23 protein-coding genes and 1 pseudogene are annotated in these 21,062 nt (G+C 58.6%); 17 read left to right on the plus strand and 7 right to left on the minus strand.

The genetic code is table 11. From position 1 onward, the window contains the following. Positions 1–31 precede the first annotated feature (31 nt). From J2X76_RS27645 to J2X76_RS27660, 4 genes are all read left to right on the plus strand, one after another. Positions 32–880 (plus strand): ABC transporter permease, encoded by an 849-nt coding sequence (locus tag J2X76_RS27645; protein WP_310220762.1) that lies wholly within the window; start codon positions 32–34, stop codon positions 878–880. 6 nt (positions 881–886) lie between these two features. Next, positions 887–1,690 (plus strand): ABC transporter permease, encoded by an 804-nt coding sequence (locus J2X76_RS27650; RefSeq protein WP_113284567.1) that lies wholly within the window; start codon positions 887–889, stop codon positions 1,688–1,690. A 31-nt stretch (positions 1,691–1,721) separates the two neighbouring features. Then, on the plus strand, positions 1,722–2,786 hold the full coding sequence (locus J2X76_RS27655; protein ID WP_310220763.1) for an ABC transporter ATP-binding protein: 1,065 nt from the start codon (positions 1,722–1,724) through the stop codon (positions 2,784–2,786). A 399-nt stretch (positions 2,787–3,185) separates the two neighbouring features. Next, positions 3,186–3,515 (plus strand): helix-turn-helix transcriptional regulator, encoded by a 330-nt coding sequence (locus tag J2X76_RS27660; RefSeq protein WP_310220764.1) that lies wholly within the window; start codon positions 3,186–3,188, stop codon positions 3,513–3,515. 126 nt (positions 3,516–3,641) lie between these two features. On the opposite strand, the gene J2X76_RS27665 is transcribed toward J2X76_RS27660, so the two are convergent. The 4 genes from J2X76_RS27665 to J2X76_RS27680 are packed head-to-tail and all read right to left on the minus strand — an operon-like array spanning position 3,642 to position 5,436. Next, the gene (locus J2X76_RS27665) at positions 3,642–3,956 is read right to left on the minus strand and encodes a hypothetical protein (RefSeq protein ID WP_310220765.1); all 315 of its coding nucleotides are present in this window, start codon (positions 3,954–3,956) and stop codon (positions 3,642–3,644) included. Then, positions 3,957–4,580 carry a thermonuclease family protein gene (locus J2X76_RS27670; protein ID WP_310220766.1) on the minus strand — a complete coding sequence of 208 codons (624 nt, stop codon included), beginning with the start codon at positions 4,578–4,580 and terminating at the stop codon, positions 3,957–3,959. Then, positions 4,577–5,209 (minus strand): thermonuclease family protein, encoded by a 633-nt coding sequence (locus J2X76_RS27675; protein WP_310220767.1) that lies wholly within the window; start codon positions 5,207–5,209, stop codon positions 4,577–4,579. The genes J2X76_RS27670 and J2X76_RS27675 overlap by 4 nt, the downstream gene beginning before the upstream one ends. Positions 5,210–5,226: 17 nt before the next feature. Next, positions 5,227–5,436, minus strand: a complete 210-nt coding sequence (locus J2X76_RS27680; RefSeq protein WP_310220768.1) for a hypothetical protein — start codon at positions 5,434–5,436, stop codon at positions 5,227–5,229. Between the two features lie 597 nt (positions 5,437–6,033). Between J2X76_RS27680 and J2X76_RS27685 the strand changes: the two genes are divergently transcribed. From J2X76_RS27685 to J2X76_RS27705, 5 genes are all read left to right on the plus strand, one after another. Continuing rightward, positions 6,034–6,414 carry a hypothetical protein gene (locus J2X76_RS27685; protein ID WP_310220769.1) on the plus strand — a complete coding sequence of 127 codons (381 nt, stop codon included), beginning with the start codon at positions 6,034–6,036 and terminating at the stop codon, positions 6,412–6,414. Between the two features lie 156 nt (positions 6,415–6,570). Beyond that, positions 6,571–7,320: a ParA family protein gene (locus J2X76_RS27690; RefSeq protein ID WP_310220770.1), complete on the plus strand. Its 750-nt coding sequence runs from the start codon at positions 6,571–6,573 to the stop codon at positions 7,318–7,320. Positions 7,321–7,420: 100 nt separating this feature from the next. After that, positions 7,421–7,729 carry a hypothetical protein gene (locus tag J2X76_RS27695; RefSeq protein ID WP_310220771.1) on the plus strand — a complete coding sequence of 103 codons (309 nt, stop codon included), beginning with the start codon at positions 7,421–7,423 and terminating at the stop codon, positions 7,727–7,729. A 22-nt stretch (positions 7,730–7,751) separates the two neighbouring features. After that, on the plus strand, positions 7,752–8,126 hold the full coding sequence (locus tag J2X76_RS27700) for a hypothetical protein (RefSeq protein ID WP_310220772.1): 375 nt from the start codon (positions 7,752–7,754) through the stop codon (positions 8,124–8,126). Next, positions 8,092–10,107, plus strand: a complete 2,016-nt coding sequence (locus tag J2X76_RS27705; RefSeq protein WP_310220773.1) for a relaxase/mobilization nuclease domain-containing protein — start codon at positions 8,092–8,094, stop codon at positions 10,105–10,107. The genes J2X76_RS27700 and J2X76_RS27705 overlap by 35 nt, the downstream gene beginning before the upstream one ends. Before the next feature lie 32 nt (positions 10,108–10,139). Here J2X76_RS27705 and J2X76_RS27710 read toward each other — a convergent pair whose 3' ends face one another. Next, on the minus strand, positions 10,140–10,769 hold the full coding sequence (locus J2X76_RS27710; RefSeq protein WP_310220774.1) for a hypothetical protein: 630 nt from the start codon (positions 10,767–10,769) through the stop codon (positions 10,140–10,142). Between the two features lie 201 nt (positions 10,770–10,970). Here J2X76_RS27710 and J2X76_RS27715 point away from each other — a divergent pair. Together J2X76_RS27715 and J2X76_RS27720 are read left to right on the plus strand one after the other, a co-directional pair. Next, positions 10,971–11,069, plus strand: a pseudogene (locus J2X76_RS27715) (transposase); the annotation flags it as partial. 212 nt (positions 11,070–11,281) lie between these two features. After that, positions 11,282–11,911 carry a hypothetical protein gene (locus tag J2X76_RS27720; protein ID WP_310220775.1) on the plus strand — a complete coding sequence of 210 codons (630 nt, stop codon included), beginning with the start codon at positions 11,282–11,284 and terminating at the stop codon, positions 11,909–11,911. Positions 11,912–12,367: 456 nt separating this feature from the next. Here the strand turns inward: J2X76_RS27720 and J2X76_RS27725 are convergent, their stop codons facing one another. Beyond that, positions 12,368–12,826, minus strand: coding sequence for a helix-turn-helix transcriptional regulator (locus J2X76_RS27725; protein WP_310220776.1), 459 nt, complete (start codon positions 12,824–12,826; stop codon positions 12,368–12,370). A 285-nt stretch (positions 12,827–13,111) separates the two neighbouring features. Further along, positions 13,112–13,867, minus strand: a complete 756-nt coding sequence (locus tag J2X76_RS27730) for a hypothetical protein (RefSeq protein ID WP_310220777.1) — start codon at positions 13,865–13,867, stop codon at positions 13,112–13,114. 300 nt (positions 13,868–14,167) lie between these two features. On the opposite strand from J2X76_RS27730, the gene J2X76_RS27735 reads away from it, so the two are divergent. The 6 genes from J2X76_RS27735 to J2X76_RS27760 all read left to right on the plus strand — a co-directional run bounded on the left by J2X76_RS27735 (position 14,168) and on the right by J2X76_RS27760 (position 20,897). Then, positions 14,168–15,313 carry an ABC transporter ATP-binding protein gene (locus J2X76_RS27735; RefSeq protein WP_310220778.1) on the plus strand — a complete coding sequence of 382 codons (1,146 nt, stop codon included), beginning with the start codon at positions 14,168–14,170 and terminating at the stop codon, positions 15,311–15,313. Next, a complete protein-coding gene (locus J2X76_RS27740) occupies positions 15,310–16,212 on the plus strand; it encodes a sugar ABC transporter permease (RefSeq protein ID WP_310220779.1) in 903 nt (300 codons plus the stop codon). The genes J2X76_RS27735 and J2X76_RS27740 overlap by 4 nt, the downstream gene beginning before the upstream one ends. A gap of 68 nt (positions 16,213–16,280) precedes the next feature. Continuing rightward, complete coding sequence (locus J2X76_RS27745; protein WP_310220780.1) at positions 16,281–17,048, plus strand: carbohydrate ABC transporter permease; 768 nt, start codon at positions 16,281–16,283, stop codon at positions 17,046–17,048. Positions 17,049–17,071: 23 nt separating this feature from the next. Beyond that, positions 17,072–18,319: an ABC transporter substrate-binding protein gene (locus tag J2X76_RS27750; RefSeq protein ID WP_310220781.1), complete on the plus strand. Its 1,248-nt coding sequence runs from the start codon at positions 17,072–17,074 to the stop codon at positions 18,317–18,319. Between the two features lie 16 nt (positions 18,320–18,335). After that, a complete protein-coding gene (locus tag J2X76_RS27755; RefSeq protein WP_310220782.1) occupies positions 18,336–19,124 on the plus strand; it encodes a phosphodiesterase in 789 nt (262 codons plus the stop codon). A 21-nt stretch (positions 19,125–19,145) separates the two neighbouring features. Beyond that, positions 19,146–20,897: an HAD-IA family hydrolase gene (locus J2X76_RS27760; protein WP_310220783.1), complete on the plus strand. Its 1,752-nt coding sequence runs from the start codon at positions 19,146–19,148 to the stop codon at positions 20,895–20,897. The last annotated feature ends 165 nt before the right edge of the window (positions 20,898–21,062 follow it).

Raw genomic sequence — 21,062 nt, forward strand, 5'->3', positions numbered from 1 at the left:
GACCTTGCCTGCCATAAAAAGGGGAACGGCAATGGGCATCAGCCTTTCAAAACTGACGGAAAAGACGAATATCTGGCCCTGGTTGCTGCTCGCGCCGCTCGGCATCTACATGCTCGTCTTCTTCGTCGTGCCGCTCGCCGAAGTGGCAATCATGAGCTTCACCGAACCGAAGGTCTCGCTTGCGAACTACCAGAAGGTCCTGACCGGGGCACTTTATCAGCGCGTCTTCCTGAACACGTTCATGACGGCGGCCTTCGTGACGCTCTGCTGCCTTCTGGTCGGTTATCCGCTGGCTTATCTGATGGCGCATTCCAAACCCCGGACGGCGATGCTGATCCTGCTCCTCGTCACCATGAGTTTCTGGACCAGTTTTCTCGTCCGCACCTATGCGTGGATGGTTCTGCTCGGCAATAACGGCCCGCTGATCGCCTTCCTGCAGATGATCGGGTTCGACAAACCGCCGCAGCTTCTCTTCACCCGGTTCTCCTCGACGCTCGCCATGGTCCATATCCTGGCGCCTTACATGATCATGAACATCTACACGGTCATGAAAAAGATCGATCCGGCGCTGATCCGGTCGGCGGAAAGCCTCGGCGCCAGGGGCTGGTCGCTGTTCCGGCACGTCTACCTGCCGCTGACGGCGCCCGGCATCGCCAACGGCTCGGTGCTCGTCTTCGTCATCTGCCTTGGGTTCTACGTGACGCCGGTGCTGCTTGGCAGTCCGCGCGAGCAGATGATCGCCGGCTTGATCGGCCATCAGATCGAGGAATTCCTGGCCTTCGGCCTGGGCTCCGCCATGGCGATGATACTGCTCGTGGTGACGCTGATCATCCTCACCATCTATCACCGCCGTTTCGGCCTCGACAAACTCTGGGGGTGACCGAACATGAATAGGTTCATGCGCTGGGCCGGCTTCATCGTCGTGCTCTTCATTGCCGCCCCGCTCGTCATCGTCGTGCCGATGTCGTTTTCGAATGCGAGTTCGCTGCAGTTCCCGCCCCCCGGCTACTGGCTCGGTTATTATCGCGCCTATTTCACCAGCGTGGACTGGCTGATCCCGACCTGGAACAGCATTCTCATCGCGACCGCCACGACCATCCTCACCATGGTCCTGGTGGTGCCGGCGACCTTCGCGCTCGTGCGCCATCGGTTTCGCGGCAAGGGGTTCGCGGATCTGATGATGCTGATGCCGATGGCGGTGCCGCATATCGTCATGGCGGTCGGTTATTATTCCTATTTCGGCGATCTCGGGCTGGTTCACAGCCATCTCGGCGTCATTCTGGCACATACCTGCCTGTCGGTACCGATCGCCTTCCTCGTCCTTTCTGCCAATCTCAAGGGCTTCGACCGAAACCTTGAACGGGCTGCGCAGAGCCTCGGCGCCAGCCCGGCAAAAACGTTCCTGCACGTGACTTTGCCGATCCTGCGGCCGGGACTGGTGATCAGCTCGCTTTTCGCCTTCATCCAGTCCTTCGACGAAACCGTGGTGGCGATCTTCATTTCGGGCCGCGATGCCGAGACCCTGCCGCGCAAGATGTTCGACAGCATCCGTCAGGAGGCCGATCCGGTGATCGCCGTCATCTCGACGCTGCTCTTCTTCGTGGTGCTGGTCGGCATAGCGGCTCCCTATTTCGCCAGCGCGCTGCGCAGCCGCGCTCCCAAGCCGAGCCGGCCGGCCGGCGCACATTGAACACCCCCGAAGGGCTCCCCAAGGACTTCCGATGACGAACTACCTGCAACTCTCCAACATCACCAAGACCTATGGGCATTTCACGGCGCTCGACGATGTCAGCCTGTCGGTCGATAAGGGGGAGTTCGTAACCTTCCTTGGGCCGAGCGGCTCGGGCAAGACGACCACGCTGATGATCATTGCCGGTTTTGAAAAGGCGAGCGGTGGCACGGTCGAGGTCGGCGGGCAGTCGATCTCCCAATTGGCTCCGCATGAGCGCAATATCGGAATCGTGTTCCAGAACTACGCCTTGTTTCCGCACAAGACGGCGGTCGAAAACGTCTATTTCCCGCTGCAGATGCGCGGTATCAGCCGTTCTCAAGGTCTGCGGCAGGCAGAAGACATGCTGTCGCTCGTCGGCCTCAAGGGTTTCGGCCATCGTCATCCGAAGGAATTGTCCGGCGGCCAGCAGCAGCGGGTGGCGCTCGCCCGCGCACTGGTCTTCGAGCCCTCGCTGCTTCTGCTCGACGAGCCGCTCGGTGCGCTCGACAAGAACCTGCGCGAGCAGATGCAGATCGAAATCAAGCGCATCCAGCGCAGCCTCGGCGTGACGACAATCTTTGTGACCCACGACCAGTCGGAAGCCATGTCGATGTCCGATCGCATCGTGGTATTCGAGAAAGGCGGGATCGAACAGGCCGCAGCACCACTGGATATCTATCATCGCCCGCAGACATCCTTCGTCGCCGCCTTTATCGGTGAGAGCAACCTGATCCCGGCGACCATCGCCAGCGCGGCGGCCGGAACGGCTGAAAGTCCCACACTGGGTGCTGTCGACTATGCGAGCACCGACGTTCTTGCCGACGGCCAGAAGGTGACGCTGCTGATCCGGCCGGAATATATCAAGCTGTCGCGCAACCCGATCGACGGCCGCAAGAATGTTCGCATGGTCGTCGAGACGATCGTCAACTACGGCGACAATGCACTCGTGATCGGTCGGGCAGGAGATATTCCGGTGCGCGTCAGGGTCCTCGGCGCCGATGTGGTGATCATCAAGGAAGGCGAGGAATGCTGCATCAGCTGGATGCCGGACGCCGTCTTCGTCATCACCAGATAGGATCGCGACGGAGCGAAAGGACGGCCGACGTGGTCTCGTGGCAGCGACGTGACGTCAATCTGTCGCCCGACCCCACGCATGCCATCTCAGGGGCCGGCTGCTTGGCGGCCGCCATGCGGACAGCAAGCCGTCACCAGTGCTCTTGCACCGGCTGATCGTAGCGGTGTAGGTGTAAGAGGCGTAACGAAGTTGTAAACTGCCCAACGTGAGAGATGGGCAACAATCGGTTTACGCTTAGTCGTAGAGGTTACCAGTCGATATCGAGTATTGAATGAGCAAGAGGCTGTCGAGGATATTGCGGCTCCAAAGACGAGGTGTGCTCTGTCGTCATCTTGTTGGCATGTCCGTCTGTCGTGGATCAGCAGTATCCGCGGCCAAGGAAGGTGTTCAATGCCTCGTATGAAACGCGACATTCCGGTCGAACCCGTCGATATGGCCTCATTGGAGGCACTGACGTTCCAGGAAAGGCTCGCGATCGGCATCGAGCGGTTGAAGGCTGAGCGTGACGTGAAGAACAGGGTGCTGGCAGAGCAGCTCGGCGTGGATGAGGCATACATATCGCGCCTGGCTCGCGCGATGGGTGACGTCAAGCTGTCGACCCTCGACAAGATGCAGCGAGCGTGGAACGTCGATGGGGAGAATTTGCTCAAGGTCACGGAAGCCGATCTCCCGCTGATTGCGGTCTGGAAAACACGCCTAAAAAAGAAGAAAGCTGCCGAGACGCCGTGATCCTAGCGCCGTCGCGGCCACCGCGTCGACCGAGTTCGTTGATGGCGTATTCGCCGGCCGTTCCAATGATGAAAGCCGGCGCGGCGGAGATCAGTGCTCCTTTGCTGAGCGTTCTCATCGACGACATCAATATCCCTCGATTCCAAGACGCTTCAGGATGGCGACCGGATCGGTTTCGCACTCCTTCTTCCATTCAGGATGTTTCGCGCAGGCGTAGGCGTATTGGCTTAGGTCGGCCGCCGACAGGTCCGCAAGCCTGTTGCCGGCCGCTTTCCATTGCTGCACGTTCGGCGGATCGCAGCCAGCGCCGCCCGCTCCGCAAAAGTCCGGATCGCGCTCTTCAATCTGTTTCTGGGTGTAGCCGTCTTGCGCGCTGATTGCGGGCGGGGCGACGGTTAGCAGAAGCGCCACCACGGCGAAGAGTCGGGAGAAGCGTTTCATTCAACCTCCATGCGTGTTCGTAAGGGTCACGGTACTGTCTGGGGTGACCGGTAAGGGCAACGGTAGGACCCGGTCGGATTCCGATGAAAGCCTATCGGACACTCCGTCATTCGCCGTCGACGCGGTGTACAGCCATGGAGGCAGCAGCTCCGGCGACGACCAGACACCGAAACCTAAACCGCGGGCCTTCCGCTCGATATCGAAATAGGCGGGAACTTGGGGTTCATTGCGATAGTTGAAGGCGTAGCCAATGCCTTCCGCGATCGCCGTCGCGGCCAGGTTCGTCTCACCGACAAAGCAATGAGCGATTAGAACCAGGTTGGCGTCCCGGCCGATCGGCGTGCAGTTGACGTTCTGGCCAAGCGTTCGAAGGATCATCCAGGCACGTGACACCTGCCCGGCCGGCCACGTCACGCTTTCGCTCGTCGCCGTCTGCTCCAGGCGAGGGGTTTCATAGCCGGCGAGCCGGACGATCTGACGGCTCTTGATAAACTCGAATGTTCTGCCGTCGATGATCTGTGCCTTGCCGTAAATCTGGCGCGGCACATCCGTCGGGCGGCCTTGCCCGAGCGATGCCGTCTGGGGGACTGCGAGCAATATCATCGTGAGGGCGGCGGCTTTCATCGCGACGCTCCAACTTGCTGCGTGAGGATGGTGACCGGATGCGGCATGTCCGGATACGCCCAAAGACCTGCCTGCGCCGCGCGCGCGCTTTTCTCGGCGATCCTGTAGCCTGGAACGATCAAATGTCCGGCGCCATCAACCGCCGCAAATCCCCAGCCCTGAGCGATCAAATAGGTCGCCAGATCGTAGCGATGCTGCCCTGCGGTCGTCTGGCACACAACGACGAGATTATTGCGATCGATGTCCTTCATGTTCGTACAGACGGGTCTTGCGTCCCTGATCATGGCCTGGGTCATGATCACGTTGAGTTCTCCGCAATCCCGGACAGCGCCGCCGGAAAGCGTAATGCTGGTCCCGCGCAGGCATGCCTGCAAACCATAGAGGCGATACCGCCTACCGCCGGAGACCCAGGTATCGCCGGTCTCGAACTGCGCTTCCGCGGGGAATGGCACGAATTCGGATGGAGCACGATCCCCCTCAACGGCTGCCGCGCGTTCGGCTTGCGATGCCTGAACGGGAAGGACTAGGGGCAAGGCATGCCGCGTCGAGAGGAGTTCCGCGCCGGCAAACATCGGCATAATGGTGATGCCCGCATAAAGGCCCGAAACGGTGATCGTGGAAAGCAGCATGAAGGTTCCGATCCGCATCAGTGCATTACTCGATTTGCGCGAAAGCGCTCATCGTAGGGATGCGCGAAATGGTCGTTCGCCCAGATCCCGGCTCTTGAGCTTCGTGCGGCGCCTTCAGCGCGCGCATATTCCGGAAAGACCGGTCGGCCCGCACCGTCACGAGAGGCGAACGCCACGCCCTTGGCGATGAGCGCTTCCGAGAGCGACTGCACCGCACCGTCCTTCATGAAAAAGCACTCCGCGAAACGCACGTCGGCTGGCCGGGGTTCCGGCCCAAGTCATGGCAGGGGAACGCATTGCCGGCACTTGCCTTCGCCTCGCCAAGAACAGCGGTCATCCCGGCAAGCGAGATCATGGAGCATGTCGCTACCACACCCGCAAATTCTATTCGGCCGGTCGAAAGGCAGCCGTGCCCCCCGGCCAGCCTGACAACCGTGCCATCATCAGCGAGAAACGTGCTGCCGCTCAGCACGGCCTCCGGGCTCACTCTTCCCAGATCGAGCCGTGTTGCAAGCGACATCGTATCTACTCGCGCCTGAGGCCCAGGGGGGAGATCTTCCCCTCGTGGGTAGGCCTCCTGATAGGAGCTGACGAACTCCGCAATCGAGTCGGCCCGTGCGGCCACTGGCAGAGCGATCGAAAAACCGACAAGGGTCCAAAAGTGGGGGCGAGTGGGTCGCCATGCGCCATTGTTCATGTTCGCATCCGTCATCTGTTGACTTGCTTGATCATGCACAAACTTGTACTGTAGTGCAAGTCTGGAATTCCATTAGAGTTGAGCTAGCGTTTTCTGGACACTCGATTTCGCATGTGGAGACAAGCAGATGGTGGTGCATCGAAAGGGGCTTAGAGCCTGGGTGTTTCCGTTCCAGGCGGCGCGGTTCTTGATCTTGATAGCGAACTTTTTGCTGGTTGCGGCGGCTTGCCTTTTGGTGGCGGCCTTCGTGGGCTACGCGATTGCCTTGACATGTTCGTATGCGTTCCTGCCGGCAGAGTGGACAAAGGCGCTGTGGCAGTGGGCCGCGGACCTCTATGACCGGTCTTCCTGGTTCAAGGCTGCAACGATGACCTTCTTTGTGCTCCTTTTCCTGCCGCTTCTTGGGTTTTGGCCGGGGAGGGATCCGATCGCCGATGCAGCCCGCGAGCGGGAGACGATGCGACTGAACGACGAGCTGATTGCGGCGCGGCAGCGCGGACTGCTCTAACGGAAGCTTCGGGCCTGAAAGTAGGATTTCGGGCACGTATGCGTGTGGTGATCAGAAGCTTGCGCCCATCGCTTAACGGGCGTCGGCCGTAGTTTATGTCTTCTGACCCGCCGGCCGCGGCGCCGACATTCGTTCCCCAAAACGGTGAGGAATTCGATGACAGCAAAACCGCTCTCGCTTGCCATTTCGACCTTCAAGGGCGGCGCCGGGAAATCGACTCTCAACGTCAATCTTGCAGCAGAGTTCGCCCAACAGGGACACAGGACGCTGTTGATCGATTGCGATGAGCAGGAATCAGCCACGCGCTGGTACAATGTTTCCATGAAGCGGGGATTGCTGCCGACGGATGGGACGCTGCTGCATTTGCGAGTTGCTCCTGCAGACCGGTTTCGGGATCGGCTCGACAATGCTCCCGAGGCTGATATTCGGATCTACGATGTCGGCGGCTATGTGCACCATCGCGCTATCGACGTCTACCACGAGTGCGACGCGATCCTCATACCGGTCATCCCGGAACCGACCGCCGCGACGTCGGCTATAAAGGTGGCGACGATTCTGAACGAGATCTCGAGGAAACGGGGTCGGGGACCGATCCCTTATGCTGCGATCTGGAACTATGTCGACATGATCGCCCTCAAGCACAACCGCTCGCTACCCGAGGTTCACGCGATCCTGACGAGCGGTAGGATTCCCATGGTCGAGACAGTCGTCCGGAAAAGCAACCACTTCAGTGACGTCGGTGCCGGCTTTGGCTCGCTCTATTCCAAGCTTGCCAGCATCGAGAACAATCCCTCCCTGACGCCGTCGGCCAAGCGCAGAGCGTCGGAAAGCGTGCTCGACGCGATCGATCTCGTGAAGAGGATCAACAACGAGTTCATCGGCCTTCTTCAGGCGGAGGCGGCTTGAGATCATGTCGAGGGAAAGAACGCCGGCAGGAAATATTCTCGCCCTTGCCCGATCCAGAGAAGGCCGGACGACGGACGTCGCGGAAACTGCGACCTCGTACATGCCGACCAATATCGACCTCGATACGCTCATGCCTGATGATGCTCCTCAGGGGCGGGAAGAAACCATCCTTCCAGACACCCGGCCGCCGCAAATCCGAGGTCCAAGCAAACATCAACGCGGCGAGCGATCGGCGCCGAAGGAACGCGTATCGGCAGCGGGCGCAGACGTGAAGCGAAAGCGCATATCGCTCTATCTCGACGACGACGTGCTGACGAAAATCTTCCGGGTCTCGTTGGAACGCCACGAGCAACTGTCGTCGGCGACGCACAGGCTCATTGTCGAGGCGCTGACGGCGAGGGGACTATGAACAAATGCGAGAGCCTCCCGTCATGTTTCGCCTGCCCCATCACGTTTTAAGCAATGCCGAGGCTCTTGCCACACGGCTCGAGATTTCCGTCAACATCGTCGCAAAGCTGATCGTCACGAGGGAGATCATGCACGTTCCGGCGATGCTCGACGAACATGACCGGCAATTGGCAAACATACACCAATTTCTGCGCGAACTTGCTTTTCGCAACGAGGCGTTTCTCCGCGAGCAGCGCGGACATGCAGGGAGCACCAATGCGATCGCGCACAAGCTCGACGAGGTCATGGGCGCTCTCGATGCAATCCGCGATGCCGCCTTCGTCCGGCCGTCGTCCTACATCGTTGACTTGATCAGGAAACGTGATGAACGAGCCGTCCAGACCTCGCTCGAAGTCTAGGCTGCAAGGCCGAAGGCTGCCGAGCTATTTCGATCTGATCGACGACGAATTGCGGCGGCGTGGCGGCGGCGGTGGCGGGAAATGGCCGTCATTTGCGACAACTGGCAAGCCTCCGGCCTGGCATCCCGGCGCTGCCTCGGCACTTAGCCGCGCGCTCGGGAATAACGCAGTCGTCGTCAAGGTCCTGTCCTATGGCGCCGGCGCGAGCGCCGCTCGCCGCGTGCTTTCCTACCAGAGCAGGGAAGAGAAGGCGCGCGACCAAGACGACCGCGAGGTGTCCGACATCAACGAGGCAGTACGTTCATGGGAGAGAGAGTTCGGTAGCCGCAAGGGAAGTAGGGACGTTCTTCGACTGACCTACGAGCTCGAAAGCGCCAGCCGGGACGACATAGCCCGCGCCATCAATGCGCTCGCCGAAGATGGTTTCTTTCAGGCCGGCGACACCGGCCGGACCTATGCATTCAGTGTCAGCGAGGGCGTGAAGGGGCAGACACGCCTGGATTTCGCGCTGGTGATTGCCCATGAAAAAAAGGACCGGTCTGATCGAAGCAGCCGCAATCGCATTCCGGCGGAGATCGACGCTGTGCATGCAATCGATGCGCGGCTGGATGAAGCTTTAAGGCGAGAGGGCGTCAAGCCGATGTCGCGCTATCCCGAAGATTTCTCCTCAGGTCCGAAGGGCCTGACTGCGACGCTGCACGCCATGCAGCGCAGGGGTGGGGAAGTGACGCTTTCCACGAAAACAAGCATCGAGGGGCGGCCCGGCAAGAGCGGGCGTTACCTGCAGGGCGCCGAACGGCGCGAGATAACCACCACGGATCACAAGCAACTGACGGCGGAGGGGAAGATCGTCGGCGCTCTCATGCAGACCCGCCAGCCGCGGGACTTCATGCATCTCTTGTTGTCAGGGCCGGCGAACGTCGACCGCGATCGTTTCGTCGCGGCCGGCCGTGACTTCCTCAAAGAGCAATTCGCGGGGCATCGCCATGCCTATGCCGTCCACAATCGCAACGATCTTGAGAAACATCCGCATCTGCATGTGATCGTGGCGCTGCGCGATGCCAGTGGCAAGTCGCTCAATCCAAACATCCGCGATTTCACCGAATGGCGGATCCGCTTCGCCGAGAAGGCCCGCGAGCGTGGCATTCGGATTGACCGTCAAAAACGCATTGAGCGAGCTAGCCCACCGCCGGTCAAACGTTGGGAATGGGAAATGTTTCGGCGAATAGGAGCAACCGCCCCGAGCAACGTGGTTGAGAAGGTGATGTCCAAGATACGCGATACGCCGTCGGCCCCGAGGCTAGAGAACGCCATGGGACGGCTCGAGCAGAGCCGCCGATCGGTCGGGCTTGTAATCACGATGCTGGACGGAATTGCGAAGGATCGATCTGCACCCAGCACGGCCCGTGAGCTGAGCCAAGATCTTTCGATTGGACTGCAACGCGAATACCGGCGGCTTGAGACAGCCCTCCACGGCGGCCGGGACCCCGCACAAGAGAAAGGCCAAGAAAACATGCTAAGATCAACACCCATCAGCGCGTCCCAAGCGAAGGCCGGGAAAGAAACGCTGGCGAATACCGCGTTGAGCCTTACCTCAAAAATCGCCAACCCATCCGACCGGCTGATCTTCGAGCAAGCGACGAAGATCATTCGAAAGGTCGTCGGACTGCAGCTCGATTCCCGCGTCGTGAAGAACCGCGACCGCGCCGAGGTCGACAAGGATAAACGCGGCTCTGGCAGCCTGAAGACGAAGTCCGTCGCCGGGCGCGATCACGTTGCAGAGCAAGGCATCGTCGATAAAAGCTCGAACAACCACTCGGTCGATCAATCACGCATCGCTCGGTCCAACGACGAGCATGAGCGGCCGGAAACAGTTGGTTCGGCTCGCGAACGTCAGAAAGCCCAACAGCGCGATCGTGAGGCGCCGAAGTCGATTAAACTTCGGCCGCCCCAGGACAAAGATCGGGATCGCAGTCGTTAATAGGCGAGCGGCGTCATGCTCGAATCGCCGTGTTAGGGCCACCGGCGAGGATTCAGCCGCAGTTTTGCTTGGATCGCCGCGCCAAGGCGTTGCACTTCGGTGAACTCTGACGCGGAAGGCGGTGTGTGCGCTCCGAACCGCCTGTTGTGCTGCCGGCAAGAGTATCTAATGCCCATGATGTCCACACGGTTCGCCGCAGAAATCTCCGCAGATGAACTGCTGACGAACAGAGCGTCTTTTTTATCTATTCCGTACCAGCTGATCACCCTCAAGATAGTTTTGGCATTATCAATCGGCTTCCAACCGCCGCCGATGTTTGCTTTTGCCTCCTCCTTTTCTGCGGGTTGATTTCGCCCAATCCAAAAGTCTGGTTTAGCGCCCTCAGGCTCAAGCAACTTGTCGAGCAGTCTAGTCAATTCAGCAAATTTATCCTCTCCTGGAGCGCCGGCATCTGCTCCCCTTTGACTAGAGACGAAGCCGAAGTGGACATCGAGCCCTCGTAGCTGGGTTAACAGCTTGACGAATTCCTGGTTGATATCTCCTAGATTCAGATCGCTGGAGGGGCTCTTCTGTCTTAGGAGGAGGCCGTCTCTAGTGAAGATAACAATGCCGTGGGAACCGATGTCCCTAAAGATCCCGACTAAACCACCCATACGGATCATAGACGTACTGACTTCTTCTCTGCTGCAGATTGATTTCGAAAGTACGGGCCGCGTTGTTGCGGTTGTTAAATCCACATAAAATACATCTCTCGGTAGAATTCCCAATATGACGTTATGTCACATCAAGTCAAGCGCACTCTGTGCTGTCCTCCGCACCTCGTTGACCCCGGCGCGCGAGAACAAAGTCCGGACGTGAAAGCGGAGACCTTTCGCTCTGGGCGCGACTTCGCCGCATGGATCGGTTTGACACCGCTTCAGCGTACGACCGGACGCACGGAAAGGCTCGGACGAAAACATCGCAGATGGCGCGGGCTTTAGGACGCTTCCTGATCAATGCATCCAGCGCGCTGGAGGATGAGGGCGACGGTTTTAGACAGCATCAGTACGGAAAGACGTTAAGTCTGAGAAGCAAATGCCCGATCCATCATTGATCTAATATTACTCTTTTGCCGGCGGGATACATTTCGAAGTAGTGCATTGACGGTTGCTGTCGCCCGCACCATCTAGGCTGCATGCCGAAATCCGAAAACAACGACGTCGAACTGATCAGAACATGGACGTTGGCGACCGCGGTCACAATTGGGTCTTCCGTTCGCGCCAAGGGTATCCTTCAGGAAGCCCAGGCGAGGCTGCCTGCAATTTCTAAAAAAGCGCTATCGCTCGAAGGAACCGATCTGGTTCTGTCGATGCCAGCCGATCAGAAGGCGGCTTTCAATGCCGCGGTCTCAGTCGTCGCCACGACGATGGAGGATGCGCCCACGTTGCCTGTCATCCCCCGCGAGATTGAGGATATTCTCGGGATGAAGACGAGCGAGCGGCATCGCTGGCTTGCGGATGGCCGCCTTCCCAGCATTGGGACTAGAACCGTGAGGTTGGCCGGGCGAGCGCGTCAGATCACCTTCCATGTCTTCGACCCAAAGGTGGTCGAAGACCTCCTCGACCGAGGAGCCGTCGATGAGTGGCGAGTGGAGGATGTCGAGGCGAAGGCTGATAAGAGAAGGAGGGCCGCCTATCAGGCAAAGCTGAGGCGGTTGATCAAGAAGAGCGGCAATCTGCGGGAAAAAACGGACACCGGTTTGGATGATTCCGCATCGAGACTTCGGGATTGGGAGGATTTCGACGTCGACGGGCTGCTCTATTGATCACGAAGTGATCAGGCATCGTCTGCGGTCCGACAAGCGCCCTGGCCGTAAGCCTTTCGGCCTTTCCAGCGGTTAGGGCGGAGGCGCCGGCTCCGGTCGAGAAGCTCAAGGCTGCTGGGCGTTCTAGATGTCCAGGCGCTTGCGGGCAGGGGGGCCGGCGTGCAGAGCACCGTCGGCTCCGTCACTCTCAAGCGGCGGCCGCCTTCGCCAACAGCAATGGCGCCTCGCCGCCGCTGCTAACAGCCTGGCACGACCTTGAGGACGAGGAGGAGCGTGTCGGCTAGGTTAAGGGTCCTGTCCTGCGACATGGTTACGTCGCGGTCGGCGTGTTTCGAGGTCGGAATTTCCAGCGGCCATTGGTTTGAGGAAGGGCGGGGAATGCCTTCCTATCTCGCCAGTCTCCTCGACGCCATTGGCACGTCTGTGAACAAACCAGATGATCCCTGGCTCGGCAGGTCAAACTTCCTCGGTTGTCATTATTTCCATCAATGCGACGATCCTTGATCGAACTTGACGTGGGAGTGCAAGCGCAGTCTCGACAAGTAACCGACCTTCTGGGGATCGGACATATTCCCAGTTTCGCTCTTCTTCGGCGCGCAAACCCATACCCTCGCCCATTGTATCCGGCAATTCCGAAAAGAAGTAGGTGAGCGGCATGCCAAGGTGGCAAGCCATCTGGAAAAGCATGGACGAGCTGACGCGGTTGGTTCCGGCCTCGTATTTCTGTATCTGCTGAAACGACAGCCCAACCTTTGCTCCAAGCGAGCCTTGCGAGAGGCCGAGATCGGTCCTGCGAGCCCGGATCTTTCGCCCGATCGCTTCGTCAATCTCCAACGCTTCAGGTATGCGAGTTTCCAATAAACCGACGCAGGAAAAGTTCGTTTCGGTTGTGCGGGCTTGTCGACGGTGTCGCATTATGAACCCCTTGCGAAGCTGCGACCGTGTCGCAGCGTGTCTGGCGATCGGGGAGTTGGAAAGCCGTCAAGCCCCTGTAACCTTTGGTTCAAAGAACCTCTTCTATACGTTACAGGCTCCCCGACCATAGGGAATTCATCGGTCGCTGCGCAAACAAGCACGTCCTCGGTTGACGGGGTTTCCACGCCCCAGGCAGCTCCGCCGCCCTCTGCTCGTATAGCGGTATCGTTTCCAAAATACCAGCAGTGCGTTCAGGGAATATTGCTGAGACTATACCAAAGGCCCTCAATCAGAATGCACGCGGCGAGCTGTGGATAGTTCCGCGACCAGTGTCTCGAGAATGAACTGATGGGTAAGCGCGGCACTTGGCAATTCGGTTATCGCTGGCAGGACAACATTGGATACCTTATCAATGCCGGCACTCATTCGAGAGGGGATCGTGGCAATGAACGCACCAAGCCTGCGCATTTTGCGCAGGCGCCGTAAAACATCCGCTCCGACCTCCGGTTCCAGGTAACATATGACAACGCAGGACGCGCCAAGATGATGGGCGTCTTCGAATCCCCTTGTTGAGACGGCAAACGCCGGCAGATCGTATTCCACGAGTCGCGCAGCAAGAGCCTGAGCCGAAAGCTGAGCCGGTCCGTCACCAAGGACATATATCCGGGACGCTTCGAGCAAACCAAGCGCGAGCCTAGAAATGTTTTCTTTGCGGAGATAGGAGCGGCTTTCCTCCAGAGCCCGCAGGAATCGGTCGCCGACCTTCACGGGACCTGGCTGCTCCTGCGACAACAGCGACTGCGCCTCCAGTTCGCTTGCGAGCGCGATCTTGAGTTCCAGCAGGCTTTGGAAACCAATCTCACGGTAGAACCTGATAACCGTCGCTGATCCCACCTTGCAGGCCTGAGCAATTTCACGAACAGACTGGCTGAGCACCAGGTCGGGGCAAGAGGCCACATGGGCTCCGACCTTAGCGAGTGCCGGCGGAAAAACCGGTAGTTGCTGTTTTATCCTGGACGATACCGCAAGTTTCGGCGCCATGATCCTCGACATACCCCGAATAAAACATCGCAAGCGAATCCCACGAAGATTTTTCCGAGTTTCTCACGCGAAACCTGCAATTGCATTCCCCGAATTTAAGGGCGCCGGTTTCTTTTTTTACGGGAAAATCGTGCCGTTTTGCGAGAACTTATCAGGAACATCTGCGTGCCCCTATCGAGCCTCACGGGCAAAGTTTGCATCGGAATCAGGCATTTACTGCCGCGGGCCACTTGTCATCAAAATGGAACTATGATCCACTATACATGGACTTTATGGACCAAGTGTGTGAGGAGGCAAGCAGTGATCGACATCAACGATGGGGCAATAGATGCCAGAGGATTAGTCAAGCAATTTGGCGGCCACCGTGTCGTTGGGCCTGTCGATCTTTCGGTGCGGCCGGGGGAATTTCTGACGCTGGTGGGGCCGTCGGGGTGTGGCAAGTCGACGCTCTTACGTTTGATAGCCGGTCTCGAAACGGCTTCGGAAGGCTCGATCAGCATCGCCGGTCGAACTGTCACAGATGATCCGCCGAAAGAACGCGACGTGGCAATGGTGTTCCAGAACTACGCGCTTTATCCCCACCTCACAGTCGCTCAGAATATGGCCGTGCCGCTTCGCATGCGACGTCTGTCGCTGCCTCAGCGCCTGCCGTTTGTCGGATCGCTGCTACCGCGGAGCGCGGTCGCGCTCGCCGAGATCGATCATGATGTGGAGCAGGTGGCACAATCCCTGGGAATTGCGCAGCTGCTATCACGAAAGCCGGCCCAACTTTCGGGCGGCCAGCGCCAACGCGTTGCGCTTGGTCGTGCTATTGTCAGAAAGCCTCGCGTCTTTCTTCTCGACGAACCACTGTCTAATCTTGACGCGCAACTACGCGTTCAAATGCGTAGCGAGCTTGTGCAGCTTCATCGTCGCCTGCAGGTCACACTGATCTACGTAACCCATGACCAGGCCGAGGCGATGACGATGTCAAACCGCATTGCCGTAATGTTCGCGGGAAACATCCTTCAGATAGGCACGCCGGAAGCGGTTTACGACGATCCGGACCACCTGAAGGTGGCAAGCTTCATATCCAATCCTGGACTCAACACGATGCCATTTGCTGCCATTGCGAACACACAGCTGGGTCGCCAGATCGGTGCAATGGCAAGCGGATCCGCGGGATGTACTGTCGCGTTTCGCCCTGAGGCCTGCACCGCGGTCTCATCAGCCGACCAAACAGATTTGAGCGGGAGAGTGATCTTCTGTGAAAGGTTTGGCGCAGAAGCGTTCGCACATATCGCAGTGGATCACCTCGAACACCCGATCATCGCTCGGATCGAGCCTGCCCACGCGACCCGATTGACCTGCGAGCAGCTCGTCCGCGTCAATCTGGACATTTCGAAGCTTTTTTTGTTCGGGCCGGATGGATTGCGGTTACGGCCCCGGCGGAGGGCGGCGGCATGACAAGGGCGTCCACGATCGACAGACCGGTACGGCAATATGATTTCGGGACGATGTGGCTGCTGGTCTTCCCTGCGACCGCGCTCCTGCTTGCCTTTCTTGTTATCCCGACGGCGCTGGTCGTCGTCCTGTCTTTTACCGACTATGAGCTCGGCAAGGAGGGACTGAGATATATCGGGATAACCAATTATTCCGACATGCTGGCCGATCGGGTCTTTTGGCAGTCGGTTCGCAACACAGCGCTATACGTGGCGCTCGTCGTTCCCGGCTCCATCTTTATTGCCCTTGCGGTGGCGCTGCTGATTGAACGTCGGAGCGTCCTTGCGAGATTTTACAAGGTCGCGTTTTTCCTGCCAGTCACCGCGACACTGGTCGCTATGGCGACGGTATGGGAGTTCATTCTCCATCCCAGCATTGGCCTCGCCAATCATCTGCTCTCAGTGTTGCGGATCGATCCGATCCGCTTCCTGTCTGATCCGGATTGGGCGATTGTTTCACTCGCAGCAATCGGGATCTGGCAGTCGATTGGTTTCAACATGGTATTGTTCCTCGCGGGATTGAGCTCGATTCCGAAGGAGATAGACGAGGCCGCGGCCCTCGACGGTGCGGCTGGCGGCATCGACAGGTTTATGATCGTGACCTGGCCGCTGCTCGGTCCGACCACATTGTTCGTGACCATCACAACCGCAATCAATGCGATGAGGGTGTTTGAGTCGGTTGCGGTTATCACTCAAGGCGGCCCGAACAAGGCGACCGAAGTCATCCTTTACTCAATCTACCTGGAAGCCTTTCAATATTTCCGCACCGGCTACGCGTCTGCGCTGACCGTTGTTTTTCTCCTCGTCACTGTCAGTCTCATCATCCTTCAGATGCGCGTAGCAGATCGAAAGGTGCACTACTAATGGTTCGCCGCTCTTCTCCCGTCTCCAGTACGCTTGCCCATCTCGCGCTTTTTTGCGGGGCAATCTTCATGCTGACACCGTTCTTCTGGATGATTGTCACCTCCTTCAAGACGCCTGATGAGGTTTTCCTCGCCGAGTTCCAACTGCTCCCAACGAAGTGGGGCGGAACGGCGAACTATATTGCCGCCTTCACGGAAGCGCCATTGCTGCGATTGATGGTGAATGGTGCGGTGGTGTCGCTTGCGATCCTGGTGGTCCAGGTAATTGTTGCCGCACCGTGCGCATATGCTCTGGCTAAAATTCCCTTCCGCGGAAGCGGCATCTTGATGGCGGCTGTGCTTCTCGGGTTGATGATCCCCATCCAGGTGCCGGCGCTGCCGATTTATATCGCCTTCGCCTATTTCGGCCTGCTCGACAGTTATACTGCCCTGATCATGCCGTTCTCGATATCGGTCTTCTGCATCTTCCTGCTGCGCCAGTTCTTCAAGACTTTCCCCCAGGAGATCATCGAGGCAGCGCGTCTGGACGGCTATTCCGAATTCGGGATCGTCTGGTGCATCGTCTTCCCAACCGCGCTTCCAGCAATCGCGGCCTTTTCAATCTTCTCGATCATCGCGCACTGGAACGATCTCTACTGGCCCCTCATTGTGATCACCGAGCCCAGCCTCGCCACGCCACCGCTCGGCCTGATGATGTTCCGGCAGTCGAGCCAGGCCGGCGGAAATATCGGCGCGTTGATGGCAGCCAGCACGATCGTGATCGCGCCGCTCGTCATCGCTTTCCTTTTCGCTCAAGCCCAGTTCATCCGTGGACTCACTGTCACCGGCCTAAAATAATCTCAACCAGGAGGTATTTTGATATGCTTTCCCGCTTCCTCGCAATCACTACCGTTGCCTTGCCACTTGTTGCGCAGCCGACGTTTGCGCAAACCAACCTTGTGGTCCAATACGCCTATCCATCGCATCAGGCCTTCCACAAGGCTGTCGCCGACGCCTTCACGGCGGGCCGCCCCAGCGTAACGATTACGTTCCGCGCCGCCGCACCCGACTATGATGAGGCCCTGCAGACGGTGCTGCGCCAGTCTATGACCAATGATCTGCCGGACGTCTTTATAACAGGGCTGCAGAAAATCCCGGACCTCGTTTCTCGAAAAATCGCGGTTCCCCTTACGCCCTTCACCGGTGGGCAGGACCTGGCTGGCCTAGGTTACTCGGATCGGCTTCTCTCGCTGGGGCAAATGGACAATGTCCAGTACGGGATCGCCTATGCCACCTCCACCCCGATCGTCTTCTTCAACATCGACCTTGTGAAGGCAGCTGGCGGTGATCCCGGCAGGCTGCCTACAGACTGGGACGGTCTGATTAGCCTTGCGCATTCGATTACGTCGCTGGGCGGCGGCATTGACGGCATGTATTACGACGTGGGGACGGATGACTGGATGTTCCAGAATTTGATCTTCAACCAGGGCGGCGACTTGATGAGCGCCGACGGCAAAGACATCGCCTTTGACGGCGCAGAGGGCAGGGCCGCAATGCGGCTCTTCAAACGCTTCTTTACCGAGGGTGGACAGAAAGCGATCGAACAGCGCGCCGCACGACAGCAATTTGCTGCCGGCACGCTTGGAATTTACTTCACGTCCCCGTCCATCATCAGCACCTTTGAAAAGCAGATCGGCGGGAAGTTTGTGATGCAGACATCCACCATGCCGCTCGCCAATCCACAAAAGGCAGGTGTGCCGACCGGTGGAATGGCTGCCGTGATCATTACAACCGATCAAGAAAAACAGAAAGCGGCCTGGGAATATATCAAGTTTGCCACCGGTCCCGTCGGCCAGACAATCGTTGCGAAGGCGACAGGTTACATGCCTGCGAACACCAAGGCCCTGGAGCCGGGTTTTCTTGGTGATTTTTTCAGACAGAACCCCAACTGGGAAAGCAGTTCGCGGCAGATTCCCATCGCTCGCAAGTGGGCTGCGTGGCCGGGCCCTAACGGCGTCAAGATCGCTCGCAACCTCGTCGATAACATGACGCGGATCGCCGGCGGAGCCGATGCCGACGAAGTGCTCGCGGCCATGGCGCGCGAGACGCGCGCGCTGCTTCCGAAGTGAGGCGGGGGATATCTCAATGATGATCGCCCATATCACGGATCCACACCTCGTTCGACGGCAGGAGACACTGTTCGGGCTCGATCCGATGCATCGACTGGATCGCGTACTTACTCAAATCCAGCGAGATTATGCGGATGTCCGCCTGTGCGTGATCAGCGGCGACCTCACCGATCGCGCCGATGCGGAAGCCTACATGATGCTTCGCGAAAGATTGACAAACTTTCCGATCCAGACGCGGCTGATGCTCGGCAATCACGACGACCGGGCGGAATTCCGGTCGGTCTTCCGTGACACTGCAGCCGATGCGCACGGGTTCATACAGTACTTTGACGACATCGGCGATCTGCGTTTGATTTACCTGGACACGCTCGCACCAGGCTTGACCGAGGGCAAGCTCTGCGAGAAGCGCCTGTCGTGGTTGGCCGAGACACTAACGGCCGCTGCCGACAAGGACGTCGCCATCTTCACGCACTACCCCTTCCGCCGCATCGGCTTGCCGCATTTCGAAGGAATGCTCCTCAGCAATCCCGATGCCGTCATGTCGCTTCTTAAAGCGCACGGGCGTGTCAGGCACATATTTTGCGGGCATGTTCATGTCTCCATGTCGGGACAATGGGACGGAATACCGTTCACAGTCTCCGCCGGCACGGCCCATCAGATCCTGCCAGATTTCTCCAGCCGGAATGCACGTTTTGTCGCCACGACGCCCCAATTCGACATCGCAACGCTCGACGGAAACAGCTTTCGAGTGACGCGCGTGGAGGCTGAGGAACGGAAGGTCCTGGCGATATCGGCCGGCGTCTGAGGCTTCACGAGGAACGACTCCATGAATCCAAAGCTCATCATCTTCGACTGCGACGGCGTGCTCATCGATAGCGAGGATCTGGGATGCGAAATCCTTGCAAGCGCGTTGCAATCCGCTGGCTGCTCCATCAGCCTTGAAGAGGTTACGAGGCGATTTACCGGAATAAATTTTCGGGAAATGTCACGCATCCTGCGCGCCGACTACCATTTTGTAATACCAGCCGGCTTCGAGGAACAAGTTAAGGAACGGGTCGAGGGGGCGTTCCGGACGGTGTTGCGCCCCATTGCGGGCGTGCGGTCACTCCTTGAACAGCTCGACACAATGGTTTGTGTCGCATCCAGTAGCACGCCTCGAAAACTACGGCTCGGTCTGCAGGTGACCCAGTTGTTACCTCTCTTTTATCCGAACATCTTCAGTACCGCCATGGTGCCAAACGGAAAGCCGGCGCCTGACATTTTTCTGCATGCCGCCCAGAAGATGGGTGTTGCGCCTCAAGACAGTGTGGTGGTCGAAGACAGTGTCGCGGGCGTGACTGCGGGCGTGAGAGCTGGAATGCGGGTGATCGGTTTTTGTGGCGGCAGCCATTGCGGGCCCGGACATGCCGACCTTTTGAAGGCGGCAGGCGCAGACGTCGTGATCTTCGAACTTGCCGACATCTTCAGCCATCTTTCCCCTGCCCTCCGCAGGCCACTCAACCGAACAAGGGAGACAGAACGAATGACGACAGCGACGAGGCCCGTCAAAACTGCGATCGTCGGCGCCGGGATATGGGGTGCCAACCATGCTTTGGCATTGCAATCACACGCGGCTGCTGAACTGGCGGTCATTTGCGATCTGGATGAAAACCGCGCGCGCGCAGCTGCCGAACGGTTTGGCTGCGATTGGTCGACGCAATTGTCAGATGTCCTTTCCTCCGATGTGGAGGCGGTTACGATTGCCACGCCGGACCATCTCCATCGGGAGCCGGCCGTTGCTGCGCTGCTCGCAGGCAAAAGCGTACTGATCGAAAAGCCGCTGGCGACAACAGTCGCCGACGCTAGAGCAATCCTGGATGCTGCCGAAACCGGTGGCGGCATCCTGATGGTTGATTTCCACGCGCGTTGGCACCCGTTGTTCATGGGCGCCAAGTCCTATGCCGAGAGCGGCAAACTCGGAAAGCCGGTGATGGGTTATGCGCGCCTCAGCGACACCATTTGGGTACCGACCAAGATGCTGGGATGGGGCGCGCGCTCGGGACCGGAATGGTTCCTGATGCCGCACATGACCGACATCGTCCGATGGCTCGTCGATTCCGAACCGCGAGAGGTGTACGCCAAGGGCTCAAGAGGGGTGCTGCAACGCCATGGTATCAATTGCTTCGACACAATCCAGGCGATGTTCACATTCGAGAATGACGCCGTTTTTACTCTGGAAAGCTCCTGGATCATGCCGGAGAGTTACTCCAATGTGGTGGATCAACGCCTCACGCTCTATGGTACCGAGGGGGGGCTGGATCTGCGCAACGAGCCAAATCTCTGGGTTTACACTGACCGCTTTCACACGCCCTTTTCGTCAGAAGCCCTTACACGCTACGGAAAGGCCTGGGGATTTCAATACGAGCCGATCAAATACTTCATCGATTGCGTCGCCTCGGGCGATACGCCCGAGGCGACGGGCTATGACGGACTGATCGTCACGGGGATGATCGAAGCTACCGTCAAGAGCATTGAAGAAGGGCGGCCTGTCCTTATCCAGGAGGTGCTAGGGGGGCTGGCCGAACTGCAGACGTCATGACGGATCGATTGATCCGCGATGGGCGAACGTGCCTATGCCACGCGTAATGGGACTGTTGTTCATGTAGAGATGCCCAGCCTCCTGTCAGGCCACCGCCCGGAACAGATTGCGATTGGACGGAATGGGCGATGAGATATTCCCGAGATTATCGCGAAAAAATTCGCC

The organism is Neorhizobium sp. 2083 (genome assembly GCF_031455615.1).
Lineage (GTDB): Bacteria > Pseudomonadota > Alphaproteobacteria > Rhizobiales > Rhizobiaceae > Neorhizobium.

What these genes read in the sequence shown, in the direction of transcription:
- J2X76_RS27645 (WP_310220762.1), top strand. Translation starts at nt 32, where the DNA reads ATGGGCATCAGCCTTTCAAAACTGACGGAAAAGACGAATATCTGGCCC.
- J2X76_RS27650 (WP_113284567.1), top strand. Translation starts at nt 887, where the DNA reads ATGAATAGGTTCATGCGCTGGGCCGGCTTCATCGTCGTGCTCTTCATT.
- J2X76_RS27655 (WP_310220763.1), top strand. Translation starts at nt 1,722, where the DNA reads ATGACGAACTACCTGCAACTCTCCAACATCACCAAGACCTATGGGCAT.
- J2X76_RS27660 (WP_310220764.1), top strand. Translation starts at nt 3,186, where the DNA reads ATGAAACGCGACATTCCGGTCGAACCCGTCGATATGGCCTCATTGGAG.
- J2X76_RS27665 (WP_310220765.1), bottom strand. Translation starts at nt 3,956, where the DNA reads ATGAAACGCTTCTCCCGACTCTTCGCCGTGGTGGCGCTTCTGCTAACC.
- J2X76_RS27670 (WP_310220766.1), bottom strand. Translation starts at nt 4,580, where the DNA reads ATGAAAGCCGCCGCCCTCACGATGATATTGCTCGCAGTCCCCCAGACG.
- J2X76_RS27675 (WP_310220767.1), bottom strand. Translation starts at nt 5,209, where the DNA reads ATGCTGCTTTCCACGATCACCGTTTCGGGCCTTTATGCGGGCATCACC.
- J2X76_RS27680 (WP_310220768.1), bottom strand. Translation starts at nt 5,436, where the DNA reads ATGAAGGACGGTGCGGTGCAGTCGCTCTCGGAAGCGCTCATCGCCAAG.
- J2X76_RS27685 (WP_310220769.1), top strand. Translation starts at nt 6,034, where the DNA reads ATGGTGGTGCATCGAAAGGGGCTTAGAGCCTGGGTGTTTCCGTTCCAG.
- J2X76_RS27690 (WP_310220770.1), top strand. Translation starts at nt 6,571, where the DNA reads ATGACAGCAAAACCGCTCTCGCTTGCCATTTCGACCTTCAAGGGCGGC.
- J2X76_RS27695 (WP_310220771.1), top strand. Translation starts at nt 7,421, where the DNA reads ATGCCGACCAATATCGACCTCGATACGCTCATGCCTGATGATGCTCCT.
- J2X76_RS27700 (WP_310220772.1), top strand. Translation starts at nt 7,752, where the DNA reads ATGTTTCGCCTGCCCCATCACGTTTTAAGCAATGCCGAGGCTCTTGCC.
- J2X76_RS27705 (WP_310220773.1), top strand. Translation starts at nt 8,092, where the DNA reads ATGAACGAGCCGTCCAGACCTCGCTCGAAGTCTAGGCTGCAAGGCCGA.
- J2X76_RS27710 (WP_310220774.1), bottom strand. Translation starts at nt 10,769, where the DNA reads ATGATCCGTATGGGTGGTTTAGTCGGGATCTTTAGGGACATCGGTTCC.
- J2X76_RS27720 (WP_310220775.1), top strand. Translation starts at nt 11,282, where the DNA reads ATGCCGAAATCCGAAAACAACGACGTCGAACTGATCAGAACATGGACG.
- J2X76_RS27725 (WP_310220776.1), bottom strand. Translation starts at nt 12,826, where the DNA reads ATGCGACACCGTCGACAAGCCCGCACAACCGAAACGAACTTTTCCTGC.
- J2X76_RS27730 (WP_310220777.1), bottom strand. Translation starts at nt 13,867, where the DNA reads ATGGCGCCGAAACTTGCGGTATCGTCCAGGATAAAACAGCAACTACCG.
- J2X76_RS27740 (WP_310220779.1), top strand. Translation starts at nt 15,310, where the DNA reads ATGACAAGGGCGTCCACGATCGACAGACCGGTACGGCAATATGATTTC.
- J2X76_RS27745 (WP_310220780.1), top strand. Translation starts at nt 16,281, where the DNA reads ATGCTGACACCGTTCTTCTGGATGATTGTCACCTCCTTCAAGACGCCT.
- J2X76_RS27750 (WP_310220781.1), top strand. Translation starts at nt 17,072, where the DNA reads ATGCTTTCCCGCTTCCTCGCAATCACTACCGTTGCCTTGCCACTTGTT.
- J2X76_RS27755 (WP_310220782.1), top strand. Translation starts at nt 18,336, where the DNA reads ATGATGATCGCCCATATCACGGATCCACACCTCGTTCGACGGCAGGAG.
- J2X76_RS27760 (WP_310220783.1), top strand. Translation starts at nt 19,146, where the DNA reads ATGAATCCAAAGCTCATCATCTTCGACTGCGACGGCGTGCTCATCGAT.